Below are 15162 nucleotides of genomic sequence, written 5' to 3'. Positions count from 1 at the left end.
TTAGAAGATAAAAAGGTTAATACTTCCAATCAGGCGCTTTACCTGCAGTTATCTTTACCACTTCTGCAGTTCCCGGATCTGCTATTAAAATACTACACCCTCCCCACATTCCTAAGAAACCATATTCGCATGATTGGAAAATAACAAATTTTTTATCGGGGCTCCATGATGCTTCAGAAGCACCTGGATTAAATTTGTAATCATAACCATCAAAACTATATACTTTAAATTCATTTCCTTTATCATCTACACAATACACATTTCCGGCTTTCACTATAATGTCGTTTGCCCTTGAATAATGACTCACCAGTGAACTTTCTTTATTTTCAACTACTTCTACATTGCTACCATCTGAATCCATGATAAACGTTCTCCATTGACCATTTCTCATTGCCGTGAAGAAAATTCTTGAACCATCCGATGACCATTGAGGAAATAAGCAATTTGAATTCGTCCTATCGATATTATGATATAGCATTTGTCTATTTTTACCATTAGCGGATATTTTATACACATTTGAATACTGCCCATCCCTATTAACGTAAATTATTTCGCCCTTCAGGCTGTTTAAGAAAGTTTCCGCTTTGTTTATCTTTATTATATTCAATACTAGAACTAAAATAACAAAGCCGCCAACAAGAAATAAAACTCCAAGAATTATTCTTTTCTTCTCCATCACCCCTCCTCATAGTATAGCAAAATTATACTCTCTGATTAAGCGGGTGGCTTGGCTGTGTTTTTGCGGGATCTTGGAAGCCCCGAGCGGGCAAGGTTCGCCCGCTAAAAACATATAGCGAGAGCGAGGGGCTGGAACGAAGTGCAGCCCCGCCACGCTGGGGCGGGGCAAACGTTCCCGCAAAAATACAGACAAGGCCCCGCTACCAATCATCGGCTTTTAATAACTTAATATATCTTCCCTGGCTTCTCCGACCACAAACAGCGACCCAGTCACCAATATTAAATCTTTTTCCTTCGCCTCTTCTTTAGCTAAACACAAGGCTTCTTTTACGCCGGAAGTTTGCCGCGTATCTTTCTTAGGAAAATATCGCGCTAAGACTTTTGGTTCTGTGGCGCGCGGATTACTGGATTTAGTTAAAATAACTGTACCCGCTAAAGTGCGCAATTGCGCGCAAATCCCCCTTATATCCTTATCCTGTGAAATCCCTAAAACCAAGATTAACTTATTATAGCGGAAATTAGCCCTGATAGCTTCTTTTAATGCTTTTGCCGAAGCTTTATTCTGCGCACCGTCTAAAACAATAAATGGCTTTTGAGAAATCACCTCGCATCTTCCCGGCCAAAAAGTGCCTGCGAGGCCTTTTCGAATTTTACTATCGCTTATTTTTGCTCCAAAATAAGACAAGGCCTTAACCGCTTCTTTTGCAACATTCGCGTTTATCTGCTGATGAAACCCTAAAAGTTGAGTTTTAAACTGCGTTAATTTATTTTTCTTTATTTCGTAAATCTTTGCGCCAACATCTATACATCTTTTTCTAATAACATCTAACGCCTCTTTTTCCTGCGGCGCGCAAATCACAATTGGTTTTGCACTTTCGGATTTCGGATTTCGGATTTCGGATTTGATTATTCCGGCCTTTTCTCTTGCTATTTGCCTTAGAGTTTTACCTAATTTGTCCGTATGCTCATAGCTAATAGGGGTAATCACACAAACTTGGGCATTAGTAGTATTTGTTGCGTCTAACCTTCCGCCCATGCCAGTCTCTAAAACCGCGAAATCTACTTTTTTTTCTTTAAAATAAACAAAAGCTAGCGCTGTGTAGGCCTCAAAGAATGATAATGGGCCATATTTTAAAATCCTATTGTATTGTTCTATTTTAGGCCTTAGTTTTTTAACTAAGCGCGTTAAATCTTTTTTCTCAATCATGCCTTCAAATTCTTTTGGCTGAAGGCTGATAGCTGAAGGCTGACAGCTGAAGACACGAATTCTTTCCCTGAAGTCTGACAGGTGCGGAGAAGTGTATAATCCGGTTTTAAATCCCGCTTCTTTTAATATCTGGGCGATAAAAGCGCTTGTAGAACCCTTGCCCTTACTGCCGGCAACATGGATTACGCGCAAGCTTTCTTGGGGATTTCCAATAAGGGAAAGAAAATCTTTGATGCGCTCTAACTTTACAGAATCCTTGTAAGAATAATACGGGATTTTCTCGTAATTAATGAACGATTCCAAATATTTGATTGCTTCCGGGTAAATCATTTTACTTAATGTTTAAAGTGCCTTGTCCCGGTAAAGACCATGGCGATCTTATGCTTATCTGCCATCTTAATGATCGCCTCATCAGCAATAGAGCCTCCGGGCTGAATGATCGCCCTGATCTTAAATTTCGCAGCTAATTGTATGGCATCTTCTTTGGGAAAAAATGCGTCCGAGGCCATAACTGAACCAATGGCTAACTTGCCGGATTTCTTGGTAGAAATAAATACCGAATCCACCCGGGACATTTGCCCCGCGCCAATACCGACGGTTTTTGCGCCCTTAACTAAAACAATGGCGTTTGATTTCACATGCTTGGCCACTTTCCAGGCAAAAAGAAGCGACTGCATTTGCGATTTTGAAGGTTTCAAAGAAGTTACTGTTTTTAGCTCTTCCGGATTAAAAAGTTTACCGTCGCCGTCCTGAACGAGAAGCCCGCCACTTACCCTCTTGAAATCAACTTGCGCTATCTTATCAAGTAACCCGGAGAATTCCAAAAGCCTTAAATTTTTCTTAGCGGTTAATAATTCTACTGCCTCTTGCGCGAATCCGGGGCAGACGATACATTCTAAAAATCCGCTCCTGGCGATTAATTTAGCCAGATTTAAATCTATTTTTCGGTTAATTGCCAAGATCCCGCCAAAGGCGGATAATTTATCGCAGCTCCAGGCATCACGGTAAGCTTTCAGGATATTTTTATTTTCCGCTACCCCGCAAGGATTATTGTGCTTGATAAAAACTACTCCCGGATTGGAAAATTCCTGGACAATATTTATCGCGGCATTAAGGTCCAAAATATTATTAAATGACAATTCTTTTCCCCAAAGCTGTTTCATCCCGCAAATACCAACGCAGGCATTTTGATCGCGGTAAAACGCTCCCCTTTGATGCGGGTTTTCTCCGTAACGTAAATCCTGCAGCTTAGAAAATGACAAACTTAATTTATCCGGAAATTGGTTATTTGATGTTTGGTGATTATTTAAAATGTGTTCCCCCAAATATGCATTGATAGCTGAATCGTAACAAGATGTAACCTTAAAAACTTCTACGCCCAATTCCTGAAGCGTCTTTTCTGATAAAAAGCCTTTGCTGCGCTTAAGCTCCTCGGAAACCTGCGCGTAGCGTAAAGGTGAAGAAATAACCGCCACTGACCTGTGGTTCTTGGCTGCCGAGCGAAGCATACTGGGCCCACCGATATCAATATTCTCAATTGCCTCTTCTATTGGAATACCTTCTTTTTGAATTACTTTCTCAAAAGGATAAAGATTAACTACCACCATATCAATCAAACCGATATTGTGCTTTTTCACAGTTTCCATATGCGCGCTATTATCACGCACCGCCAAAAGCCCACCGTGGATCTTAGGGTGGAGAGTCTTAACCCTGCCATCGAGCATTTCCGGAAAACCGGTGTAATCTGAAACTTCAAGCACAGGAATATTATTGTCTCTAAAAATTTTTGCCGTGCCTCCGGTAGAAAGAATTTCTACTCCAAAACTTTGCAGGACTTTGGCAAAGTCGAGAATTCCTGTTTTATCAGAAACACTGATCAATGCGCGTTTAATTTTTAGCATATATTATCCTTTCTTCTTTCCCCCACAACTCACCCTCACTCATAACTCATAACCAACCCCATGCTCTTTATTTATTACACTTAAACACTATATAGTCACCGTCCTGAACAATATATTCTTTGTTCTCAAGGCGGATATGATTATTTTGCCTGGCCTGAGAAAGCCCGCCATCTTTTATGAGGTCATCGTAGCTTAAGACCTCGGCGCGGATAAAACCTTTCTGGATATCCGAATGAATACATCCGGCTGATTCGTAGGCATTGGCGCCTTTTTTTATTGACCAGGCGTGCGCGTCTTTATCTCCGGCGGTAAAAAAGGAAATATATCCAAACCCGTAGTAGGCGTTAAATAAAAGTTTTTCTTTTTCTTGCGCATCCTCTGGCTTACAGAAAAATATGGGTTTATTAGTCAAAAACGGAAAGGCTGCGGAAATCTTTTTCTCTTCTTCAGTTAATTCCAAAGTTGAAAGCATATTTTCTTTGGAAAGGCAGTCTTTGGCGCGCAAAAGTAATTCCTTTTCTAATGCTTCGGCTCCGCGTGAAAGCCTTAATTCCACAAATTCCAAGTCTGTCATCACTAAAACCAAGCGTGACTCTTCAAGGGAGATTATACCATCTGCCTCTTTAAGTTTATCTTCCTGAGTTAAAATATCCGCCTGTATAAAAACTTGTTTTGCCGACTTAAACATCTGCTCCAAAGTTTTTACTCTCTGGTCAACAATATTGGCTTTGCCTTGAGAAAAACCATCAATACCAAAAATACCGATCTTCATGATCCATACCTTTCTGGAGCACCAAAATATTGCCCCGGAGTATTTTATTTAATTTCCGGCGCGCTGGACAGATTTATATCCGGAACTTCGGGATAAATTAATGGTTTATTAAAATCCCTACTGATTTTCCGCGTCCTGTTTACGCGAAGCCTGATAGTGGCTTATAATCGTGGAGGCAATCTTATGCGGAACCTCGGCATAATGCGAAAAACGCATAGTGTAACTTCCCCTGCCGCCGGTTAAAGACCTTAAGTCATTAGCGTAAGTAAACATTTCCGCAAGCGGTATTGAGGCTTTTAACACTTGGGTCTTACCTTTTACTTCCATACCAGCCATGTGGCCTCTGCGGGAATTTATGTCTCCGCTTACCCCGCCAAGGCAATCTTCAGGTATAGAAATATCTACCTGCATCACCGGCTCAAGAAGAACCGGCCCAGCCTCGGCCACTGCCTTTCTTAAGGCCATGGCTCCGGCAATCTGAAAGGCCATATCCGAAGAATCTACGTCGTGATACGAACCATCCACCAGGGTTACTTTTAAATCCACAATCGGATAACCCGCAACCGCGCCTTCAGAGCAAGCCTGCAAAATACCTTTTTCCGCAGAAGGAATATAATTTCTTGGGATGGCACCTCCAAAAATCTTATCTACGAATTCAAAACCTTCTCCTCTTAACTTAGGCTCAATTTCAATCCAGACATCGCCGTATTGCCCGCGGCCGCCAGACTGGCGTTTGAATTTTCCCTGCACCTTGATTTTCTTAGTAATAGTTTCTTTGTAACTTACTTTGGGAGTGCCAAGCTCTACTTCCACATTAAAGCGCTTTTTTATTCTTCCTACCATAATCGCTAAATGCAAATCTCCCATCCCGGAAATGATAAGCTCTTTACTCTGGGGATCATGAGTAAAATGAAAGGTCGGGTCTTCAGCGGCTAACTTATGCAAGGCCAGGGAAATTTTATCCTCATCGGCGCGGGATTTAGGCTTCACCGAAGCTGAAATCGCAGGCTCCGGAAAAACAAGAGGCTCAAACAACACCGGGGATTTTTCATTGGCTAAAGAATCGCCGGTTACGGTGTCTTTTAATTTGGCAATGGCCACAATATCTCCGCAAGAAGCCGCCTCAACCGCGCGCTGTTCTTTTCCTTGCAAAATATAGATACTGCCGAATTTCTCTTTGAGCTTCTTGGTGGCATTATAAAAGGTGCCATTGGAAGACAGGGATCCGGAAAAAACCCTTAATAAAGTAAGCTGGCCAACATAAGGGTCAACTATGGTCTTAAAGACAAAGGCGCTGAAGGGCCCATCATGCGTTAAGCTTACTTCTTTATCTTCTGCCAAGACAGGCGCGCGCTCAAGAGGATTAGGCATATATTCTATGATATCCTCCAATAAATCCTGCAATCTTTTATCCGTAACCGCCGAGCCGCTTAAAACCGGAAAAAGTTTGCGCTTAACAACTGCCTGCTTCAGGCCGTTTTTGATCTGGTCAACAGAAAGCTTCAGGGTGTCCAAATAGGTTGCCAATAAAGTATCATCGCTTTCGGCAATGGCCTCCATTAAATCCGGGTCTTCCAAGGTCTCAATAATCACGCAGGCTTTAGAAAAGCGCGATTTTAAATCTGCCAGCACTCTTTGGGCGGAGGCGCCTTCCTTGTCTATTTTATTTAGAAAGAACATTACCGGCAGATTTTGCTCTTCTGCCAAATCCCAAGCTTTTTCCGTGCCTACTTCTATGCCGCTTGCGGCATCTACCACGATTATGGCGCTGTCTACTGCGCGCGCAGATGATAGAGGTTCGCCAAAAAAATCCGCGTAACCCGGAGCATCCACCATCTGGATGCGGCAACCCTTATAATCACAATATAAAAAGCCGGCGTTAATTGAACTTTTTCTTTCAATTTCGTCAAAGCTATAATCACTAACAGTATTGCCTTCGTTGATTGCGCCTTTGCGGGTTGTAGCATGAGCAAAAAAGAGCATGCTTTCTGCCAAGGAAGTCTTGCCTGACTGGGCATGGCCCAAAAGAATAAAATTGCGCTTGTTCTTGGTATCCATATATTTTAGCTCCTTAAATAAACAATACCACTGGCGCTTATTGTTTATTTAACTCCGCGATTTTGCGCGGAGTCTTCGGGTTAGTATATTATCAAAAGATAAATAGACTATATATTTTTATGGATATTCCTAAGGTTTATTAATTATATAATACACAAAAAGGCGGGTCAAGGGATAAAACCATCCCCTGTTTTACTCTAGATAGGTATAAATCTTGCCCTTGTAATTGCGTAACACATATTTTCCCTTAGCCTGGGAAAGAATGTAATTAGGGCCCACCGGGATCTTACCGCCTCCTCCAGGACCATCAATTACATAAGTAGGAACCGCGTAACCTGAAGTATGCCCGCGCAGTTTTTCCATGATGTTAATGCCCGTGGCAACCGGAGTGCGGAAATGCTGGGTGCCTTTAACCGGATCGCACTGGTAAATATAATACGGCCTAACTCGAACTTGCAGTAATTCATGCACCAATTTTCTCATGATATACGGCCGGTCATTGATGCCTTTTAAAAGCACAGACTGACTTCCCAAAGGAATACCTGAATCCGCCAGCATATCGCAGGCGATCTTGCAACGCTTGGTAATTTCTTTGGGATGGTTAAAGTGTATGCTCATCCAAATGGGCGAATATTTCTTAAGCATATTCACCAGATTTTCGGTAATGCGTTGCGGCAAGGTAACCGGAATGCGCGTTCCAATGCGCAAAAATTCAATATGCGAAATGGCCCGGATCCTTTGGATCAAAGATTCTAACTGCTCATCTTCCAAGAAAAGCGGGTCTCCTCCGGAAATAAGCACATCCCTTATTTTCTTATTCTGGCTTAAATATTCGATTGCCGCGTCAAATTTGTCCACTCCATTGGTTTTTTCTTCAACATGGTCTCCCACTAAACGCCTGCGGGTGCAGTGGCGGCAGTACATCGCGCAATGATCAGTTGCCAATAAAAGCGCCCTGTCGGGATAACGATGCACCAAATGCGGCGCCGGAGAATCCCTGTCTTCGGCGCAAGGATCAGTCATTTCATGCGCGGAAACAGCTGACTCGTCTTTTACCGGCACAGCCTGCCTTCTAATCGGGCACTGCGGGTCATCTGCATCCAAAAGCGCCGCCCAATAAGGAGTAATCGCCATGGATAATCTACCCTTAGCTTTTTCAATCCCTTTTTCCTCATCAGCTGTCAAGCGGATTATCTGCGAAAGGACATCTCTGGTGCAAACCCTGTTCTTGATCTGCCAATGCCAATCCTCCCAATCTAACGGATTGACATCTTTGTAGATCCCAATCTGCTGATAATCTCTGGATCTTCTGGAGGTTCGTATCGAAGGAGAAAATTCCACCTGCTGCTTTTGTGTCTCTAAAGCGCTGTTTCCTTGGGAGTTATCAAGCTGGCTCAATTTTTTCCTTTCTTTTGCAGGCGCTCTTAAGGATCGCCTCAATTAGATCTTCATAACGCATGCCATTGGCATACGCCATCAAGGGGAAATTGGAATCTCTGGGGGATAAACCCGGCAAAGGATTGATTTCCAAGACATAAGGAATATTATCTTCGCTCAAGCGTATATCAGTACGCGAAATATCAAAACATCCAATGGCATGATGCGTCCTGAGAGCCACTTCTTTTATTTTTCTTTCGGTTTCTTTATCAAGGGCCGCCGGGCAATGAAATGTGGGAGTAAGGCCTAACTCAGCATTGCCCTGGTATTCTTTCATCCTCCAGGAATAAAAATATTCCCCGCTTTTTTCACAGCTTGCAAAATCTATTTCCATCACCGGCAAAATAGTGGTTTTATCATCTTCTAATATCCCGACGGTAAATTCTCTGCCATTGATAAATTCCTCTACTAACGCTTCCTGATGATAAACAGAAATTACTCTGTATACTTCCCGGGATAATTCACCCTGATCATGCACAACGCTTGTTTTATTAATCCCTTTGGCAGAGCCTTCGCAATTGGGCTTTACAATCAAAGGAAACTTAAGTTCTGGATTCAGCTCTTCGTCTGTCTTGCTAAAAAGCTGATAACGCGGAGTAGGAATATTCTCCGCGCTTAATATTTTCTTGGTAACCGCCTTATTTAAGGCAATGGCCAGAGAAAAAGTATTGGAGCCTGTGTGCGGAATTCGTAAATACTCCAAAAGCGCCGGGATCTCTGACTCGCGCATCTTCCCGGATTTTCCTTCGGCAACATTAAAAACCATATCAACCTTATTATTTTTGAAGAAGCTAAAAAGATTTTCATACTCTGCTTCAACCGGGGTTACATCATGCCCGCGGGATTGGAGGGCGCCTACTATAGCATTAATTGTATCCTGAGTATCAAACTCGGAGAAATAATCTATGGGCTTGGTCTCGTCTTTTTTCTTTAAATTATAAGTCAGGGCGACTTTCATTTTTAATTCAGGTTGTGCCTTTTTAGGGCCGCGTTTAAAATCTTGCCGATAATCTGTTCATAAGATATACCTGTTTCTCTGGCTACTATTTGAAAAACATCTTCCGTGGAAAGCGAAGGTAAAGGATTGATCTCTAAGACATAAGGATGCCCGTCGTTTGTGACCCTAAAATCCACCCTGCCGAAATCACAGCATTCAACCGCATTATATACCTTTAAAGCTATCTGCGATATCTTATCTCTTAATTCTGCGCTTATCTTAGCCGGGCAAATATATTCCAAACGATCAGAGGTGATCCGCGAAAAGGTATAAAATTTCTCATTGAGTTTTAATTTTCCGTCTATCTTGATCTGCACCGGAGGCAAAACTTCAACCGGGTCATTTCCCACCAGGGCAACTGTAAATTCCTGGCCGACAATAAATTCTTCAATAAGAGCAGGCTGCTTATACATATTTATAATTTGATCTGCTTGTTTCTTAAGCTCCTCCATATTTTCCACACGCGAGCTTTCGGTTAATCCTTTGGACGAGCCTTCAAAGCGAGGTTTAACGATCAAGGGATAATGCAGGTGGTCTGAATCCACTAAAGCATCCAGGGATTTTATTTCAAAGAATTTCGGGGTAGGTATTTTCTCCGAGATAAATATTTTTTTGGCCATGACCTTATCCAAGGTTAAGCCTAAAGTTAAGGCATCCGATCCCACAAAAGGCACCCCGGACATTTCCAGCAAAAGAGGAACCTGTGATTCACGGTTTCTTCCGGAAATGCCTTCAGAAATATTAAACACGATATCCACGCCTAATTTGCCCATACCTTCCATAACATTATAGGCGTTTCCGATTTTTTTTACCTTAAAACCTTGAGATTCAATGGCGTTTGCGATAACCTCGATGGTAGACGGATGGTCAAACTCGGCGTTTGCGTCAGGCGGGTCGTTTTCTTTGAATTTATATTCTGTTTTTAAATCGTAGGTCAAACCAACTGTTTTCATTTATAAGTAAAACAAAAAAAATAAGGGCCCCTTCTTAGCCCTTTTCTTTAAACTTCTATATTTTTTCCAAGTTTTGTCTTTTCTTTCTCTGTAAGTTTATTTGCTTCTTATTTATTTTTTATCACAATGGGCGGCTTTTGTCAAGGAATTTCTACGGGCAATCAGCGTCGAGAAATGATATTTTATCTTGCGGTGGATAAAAAATAGGTGAGGTTAAGCAATTCTGCCGCCACATCCATGTTTCTTATTTTTATTTCTTTGGAAGATGAGAGAGAAACCGGGGCAAAGTTAAGTATAGCCTTAACCCCTGCGTCCGCTAATTTATCGGCAAGCGCCTGGGCCGCTTCTTGGGGCACAGCAATAATGGCAATATCCACTTTAAGCCAAGCTAACACCGAAGCCATGCCTTTAGTGCTATAGACATCGATCCCTTGAAACTTTTTTCCTATTTTAAGCGGATCATTGTCAAATAAAGCTACGATGTGTAAATTCATTTTCTTAAACCCTTCATAAGCGGCTAAGGCTGCCCCCAGATTCCCGCTTCCGCAAATACATAAATTCCATTTCCTGCGTAAGCCCAAAATCTCAGAAACCCTGGACTTTAACTCTTGGGCCCGATACCCCACTCCGGGAGAGCCGAATTTACCAAAGTATGAAAGATCTTTGCGGATTTGATGCGGATTAAGGTCAAGTTGTTGAGCTAATTCTTCAGAGCTAATTGTGGCATTCAGGCCTTTTTGGCGCAGGTAATCATCCAAAAACCTCAGATACAGGCTTAAACGGCTAATTGATATTTCCGGAGGCTTTTTCATTTCTTGGCCAATCGCTTCTTTAACGCGTACTGAATTATTTTTAAGCGTGATAAAAATATTACTGCTGCGCCAGGCCTGAATAACAAACAATACGACCAAGCAGCGCAATCATAGATTAGTATTTCCGGTAAATGCCATAAAAACCCTAAGAGCGACTCGTTCTTAATAATAGCAAGATATCTATTTTTTATCAAGTCGGCTAATAAGCTGTCGCTTATACTTGCTCTGGCAAAAATTTTCCCACTTACAGCTTCTTTTCTTAAGGTAGCGCCTCTGGCGTGATATGCCACTGCCAAGGGGGCATAAAAGCCTTTCCAGCCTTTACGCTGGGCGCGCCAAGCAATATCCAAGTCTTCATAAAAGAAGCCAAAACTTGAATCAAAATAATTTTCCTCTTTAATTTTATCAAGCATCTCTTTTTTATATAAAGCAACTGCCCCGTTTACGCCAAAACAAAAACCGGGATCCTGGAATTTCCTGCGGTCTTTTTGAGAATACCCCCGCTCGCGTGGGGTCCTGAAACAGCTTAAAAAAAGGCCGGTGGTGTCTATGGTTTTCTTATCCATGCGCAAGATCTTGCCGCTTACCATGCCCACTCCAGATAAGAATCCTTTAAGCGCCTCTTCCAAAAAGTTATTTTCAAGGATAACATCATCATTCAAGCAGAGTATATACTCTGCGCTACTTTTTTCTATGCCGATGTTTAAAGAGTCACAATAAGAAGTTGAAACTTGGCAAATGTGCAAATGGGCCGAGGGGGCGGCCCGTTTAATCTTGCCTGATAAGAAACTGTTCAGGCTGTTATCAATAACTATGACCTGCAGATGAGAGTGGCTTTGAGCATGCACTGAAACAAGGCAGTCAAACAAATACCTTGAAATGCCGGAGGCCACAATAATAACGCTTACTAATTCGTTTGACTTATCCATTTTTGCATAATATTATAACACAATGTTATACCCATTCCTAATCTTCATCTGCCTGAGGCCTTTTCTTTCATCAATGGCTTATCCACTTGAAAATACAGTTTATACTTGCCTGTGCATCATATTTCTTCTGTTTTGGGTATTGAAAAATATAAAAGATGTAAAAATACCGGGATTTACCCTCTGGATGGTGGGAGCGTTTGTTTTGTTGCCCTATCTATTAATGTTGGCTTTGCCTAATCCGGATCTGGGATTAGAAAGGATACTGCAATATGCCGCATCAGGGCTTATTTTTATTTGCGCCGGCTTCTTAAAAGATAAGCAACGCCAGAAATTAATCTACTGCGTGGTCTTCTCGGGGATAATAATAGCAATACTTGCTATTTACCAATATTTCTTCGGCTTCTCTCACACGCAAGAATACATGGCGGGGAAAAATATTATAAACCATTTTGCTTCGGATTCTTTAGGCACAAGACGCGTATTCTTGCCCTTTGTAACCGCTAATATCCTTGGCGCGTATTTGGCCATGGTTATTCTTATAGCGGCAGGCTTAAAAAAAAGAGCGTATTTGTGCTTGATATTATTCTTCGCTTTGCTTCTTACCGGTTCCATCAGCGCGCTTGTCAGCATATGCGCGGGCCTGGCATTATTTTTTGTTTTAACCGCGAAGATGAACAAAAAATGGCTGCTGTATCTGGGGGCAATCGCCATATCTATTGCCGCGGTATTTTTATTCAGAATGCTTTACCTAAAGCAACATTTTTCTCCCGGGTTTTCTGCCCAGATGCGCCTGGAATACTGGGAACAAACCTGGCAGATAATCCAAAGAAGCCCGGCATTTGGCATAGGAAGCGGTAATTTTAACCTGGCCCACTCACGCTTCGCGCATCAATCATATTTGCAGTTATGGGCGGAATCTGGAATATTAAGCCTGACTGCCTTTCTGTGCCTGGTTTTTTCTGTTTTTTTCTATGGCGCCAAAAGAATAAAAACCCATAATCCCCAAGCATCCGCCTTAATGGGGGCGTATCTGGTTTTTCTAATAGACAATTTATTCAGCTTCAGTTTTTTTCTTCCAGAAATATCCTGGATCTGGTGGGCGGTAGGCGGGGCGATTTTAAGCCTAAGCTAAAACCTTCTCGGAAACTTCCTTTCCATCCAATATGCTATCCTCCATAGACATATACCTCCATGAGCCGTACCTGCCGCAGGGGAAAATATCATTCTTATTCAGAAACTTCATAATGGTGTTACGCGCAGGCTTATAATTTTCGTCATATATCGGATAGGCGCATTTTATATCGTTTACGTCCCAGGCCACAACATCATTCTTGCTCTCTAGTATTCCCGCTTTGACCAGGTCACCGATGATTTTTTTATTTATACTCTTCCTGTCCAGCGGCCTCCATGGCGAATAAGAAGTTTCAGTATAAATTATTCCCTTTCCTTCTGGAGCGAGAAAATCGGAAAAATTATGCGCAAAGCCGACACGAAAAAAACTAAATTCCTTTTCCGGGAAATACACCCAATGCTTATCCGCGGCATTCTTTCTTTTTATGCCCAAATTGAGGTTATAGACTGAATTCCATTTTAGTTTTGAAAGCGCCTTATTCACAGCAGGCGGAGCGATCTGGATGAGGTTTTTTAAACCCGGCATTGCTATCGTGGTAATTAAAACATCGTAGTTTTCTTTTTCTCCTGAAGAAAACACAACTTCCTTTCTTTTAAGATCAATTTCCCGAGCCTGACGGTTACAATAAATATTCACTAATTGCCGGCTAAAGGCAAAGGGCAGCTTTTCGATCCCGCCTTTCTTGGGATACCAGAAAGAAGCGTTATAGCCTAAACGCGTGTCGCTGTCGGTAATCGTCCCCTCCAGGACCTGTTTTAACGAAGGAACCGGAATAAAGCTCTGAAGCCACGAACAGGTAAGCTTATCCGGAGAAAGGGTCCAAAATTTAAGATTGTACGGAATCATAAAATAGCGCGCTATCCCGTTGCCAAAATTATGGCGTATCCAATCCAGAAAGTTTCTATGGCTGTTTTTTTTCTGCACATCCACAGAGACCCTGTCCAGTAAACACTCTTTTACCACTTGTTCCGGAAGGCCATATAAATTCGCCTGAAAAGGATAACGCGTATAACCTGCGAAAGCATATATAAAGGAATTTCTCTTATGCATGGCAAGGTTGCTTCCTAAAAGCTGCTGCACCAAATTAAACGCATAATCAGTCCTAAAATGCATCAAGTGCCCATCGTAATCAAAAGTAAAACCATCCACATGCTTAGAGCGGCACAACCCTCCTACCTGCGGCTCTTTTTCAAAGGATAAAAAATGCGCCCCCTTTTGTTTTAAGTGCCACGCCGCGCTTAAACCAGCTATTCCTGCGCCTAAAATAATAATTTTTTTCTTACGCATCAACTTTGACTTTTGCCATCAACCACATTATGGGGATACTTACGCCCAAACACAAAATAATCACTAATAATCCGGCCAAATTTGAGAAACGGCTGGTGATTACCCCGCAGGAAACAAAAAACAAAGCTAAACCCAGCATCAGAAATAAGGTTTTTTTCTTGGACGGGATTTTCTGCAAAAGGCGCAGGCAAAAATGATCACCGCTTTTTTTCACAATAGACCTGCCCTGTTTTAACCTAACCCAGATCAAAAACGCGCTGTCAAAAATCGGCAGGCCCAAAAGTAAAAGCGGGCTTATAAGGGCGATCTTGCGCTGCATGGGGGCGTAATCAATCATAAGCGCGGTTAGAGATAAAACAAACCCTAAAAAATGGCTTCCGGAATTGCCCATATATATGCGCGCGGGAGGAAAATTAAAAATAAAGAATCCCGAGGCGCAGGCCAAAAGCGAAGCCGCAATCACTGTCACAATGGGCTGGCCGGTAAACAAGGAAATAACTAAAAATCCTGCGCTTATAAAAACAGTTGTCCCGGCTGTTACCCCGTCCAACACATCAAGGTGATTAAATGCATTGGTAATCCCCAGCACCCATATATAGGTAATAATTATATTAACCCATGGCCCGATATAAACAATCTCTGTTTTTATTCCTCCCGCTACGGCAATAGAGCAGGCGATAATTTGCGACAAGAATTTTAAACCCACTGAAAATTCATGGACATCGTCAAGCAAGCCAAAAATAAACATAGCTAACGAAGCCATGATCAGAAATTGCATCTTGGGATAGGAATTACCTAATACAAGATACGCTTCTGCCGTGGCAAAAAACCCTGCGGCAATAGCTATACCGCCTGATGCTAAAACGCCATCGGAGGCGCGCAATGAAGAGCCCCTAGAAGCAAGCCTGCTCAGGAATAAGGTAAGGCTTAAGGTGAATAATAACCCTGAAGCGAAAATACACACCCCTAAAAGCATTTTCCCTCTTTTGGTTTACCGTT

Annotated in this window: 13 protein-coding genes; 1 reads left to right on the top strand and 12 read right to left on the bottom strand. The window is 42.2% G+C overall.

The window, feature by feature from the left end; genetic code table 11:
• Positions 1 to 16 precede the first annotated feature (16 nt).
• The 10 genes from MUF05_04615 to MUF05_04570 form a co-directional block, all read right to left on the bottom strand.
• Entirely contained in the window at positions 17 to 676 is a 660-nt protein-coding gene (locus MUF05_04615; protein ID MCU0666357.1) for a hypothetical protein, read from the bottom strand.
• A 219-nt stretch (positions 677 to 895) separates the two neighbouring features.
• Positions 896 to 2215, bottom strand: a complete 1320-nt coding sequence (locus tag MUF05_04610; protein MCU0666356.1) for a bifunctional folylpolyglutamate synthase/dihydrofolate synthase — start codon at positions 2213 to 2215, stop codon at positions 896 to 898.
• Between the two features lie 5 nt (positions 2216 to 2220).
• Entirely contained in the window at positions 2221 to 3786 is a 1566-nt protein-coding gene (purH, locus tag MUF05_04605) for a bifunctional phosphoribosylaminoimidazolecarboxamide formyltransferase/IMP cyclohydrolase (protein ID MCU0666355.1), read from the bottom strand.
• Positions 3787 to 3853: 67 nt separating this feature from the next.
• A complete protein-coding gene (locus MUF05_04600; protein MCU0666354.1) occupies positions 3854 to 4558 on the bottom strand; it encodes a DUF933 domain-containing protein in 705 nt (234 codons plus the stop codon).
• A gap of 117 nt (positions 4559 to 4675) precedes the next feature.
• Entirely contained in the window at positions 4676 to 6616 is a 1941-nt protein-coding gene (locus MUF05_04595) for an elongation factor G (protein MCU0666353.1), read from the bottom strand.
• A 192-nt stretch (positions 6617 to 6808) separates the two neighbouring features.
• Positions 6809 to 8014 carry a KamA family radical SAM protein gene (locus tag MUF05_04590; protein ID MCU0666352.1) on the bottom strand — a complete coding sequence of 402 codons (1206 nt, stop codon included), beginning with the start codon at positions 8012 to 8014 and terminating at the stop codon, positions 6809 to 6811.
• Positions 8001 to 9011: an ATP-grasp domain-containing protein gene (locus tag MUF05_04585; protein MCU0666351.1), complete on the bottom strand. Its 1011-nt coding sequence runs from the start codon at positions 9009 to 9011 to the stop codon at positions 8001 to 8003. Before MUF05_04585 ends, MUF05_04590 begins: the two co-directional genes overlap by 14 nt.
• Before the next feature lie 2 nt (positions 9012 to 9013).
• The gene (locus MUF05_04580) at positions 9014 to 9988 is read right to left on the bottom strand and encodes an ATP-grasp domain-containing protein (protein MCU0666350.1); all 975 of its coding nucleotides are present in this window, start codon (positions 9986 to 9988) and stop codon (positions 9014 to 9016) included.
• Between the two features lie 197 nt (positions 9989 to 10185).
• On the bottom strand, positions 10186 to 10815 hold the full coding sequence (locus MUF05_04575; protein MCU0666349.1) for a redox-sensing transcriptional repressor Rex: 630 nt from the start codon (positions 10813 to 10815) through the stop codon (positions 10186 to 10188).
• Positions 10812 to 11744, bottom strand: coding sequence for a glycosyltransferase (locus tag MUF05_04570; GenBank protein MCU0666348.1), 933 nt, complete (start codon positions 11742 to 11744; stop codon positions 10812 to 10814). Before MUF05_04570 ends, MUF05_04575 begins: the two co-directional genes overlap by 4 nt.
• A gap of 73 nt (positions 11745 to 11817) precedes the next feature.
• Here MUF05_04570 and MUF05_04565 point away from each other — a divergent pair, with 73 nt between their 5' ends.
• On the top strand, positions 11818 to 12876 hold the full coding sequence (locus MUF05_04565; GenBank protein MCU0666347.1) for an O-antigen ligase family protein: 1059 nt from the start codon (positions 11818 to 11820) through the stop codon (positions 12874 to 12876).
• Here MUF05_04565 and MUF05_04560 read toward each other — a convergent pair.
• Both MUF05_04560 and MUF05_04555 read right to left on the bottom strand, forming a co-directional pair.
• Entirely contained in the window at positions 12868 to 14163 is a 1296-nt protein-coding gene (locus tag MUF05_04560) for an FAD-dependent oxidoreductase (GenBank protein ID MCU0666346.1), read from the bottom strand. The genes MUF05_04565 and MUF05_04560 overlap by 9 nt on opposite strands.
• Positions 14156 to 15139 (bottom strand): undecaprenyl/decaprenyl-phosphate alpha-N-acetylglucosaminyl 1-phosphate transferase, encoded by a 984-nt coding sequence (locus MUF05_04555; protein MCU0666345.1) that lies wholly within the window; start codon positions 15137 to 15139, stop codon positions 14156 to 14158. The genes MUF05_04560 and MUF05_04555 overlap by 8 nt, the downstream gene beginning before the upstream one ends.
• Positions 15140 to 15162: the final 23 nt, after the last annotated feature.

Source organism: Candidatus Omnitrophota bacterium (assembly GCA_025453395.1).
Lineage (GTDB): Bacteria > Omnitrophota > Gorgyraeia > Gygaellales > Profunditerraquicolaceae > JAlOQK01.
This window is presented reverse-complemented; position numbering and strand designations above follow the sequence as displayed.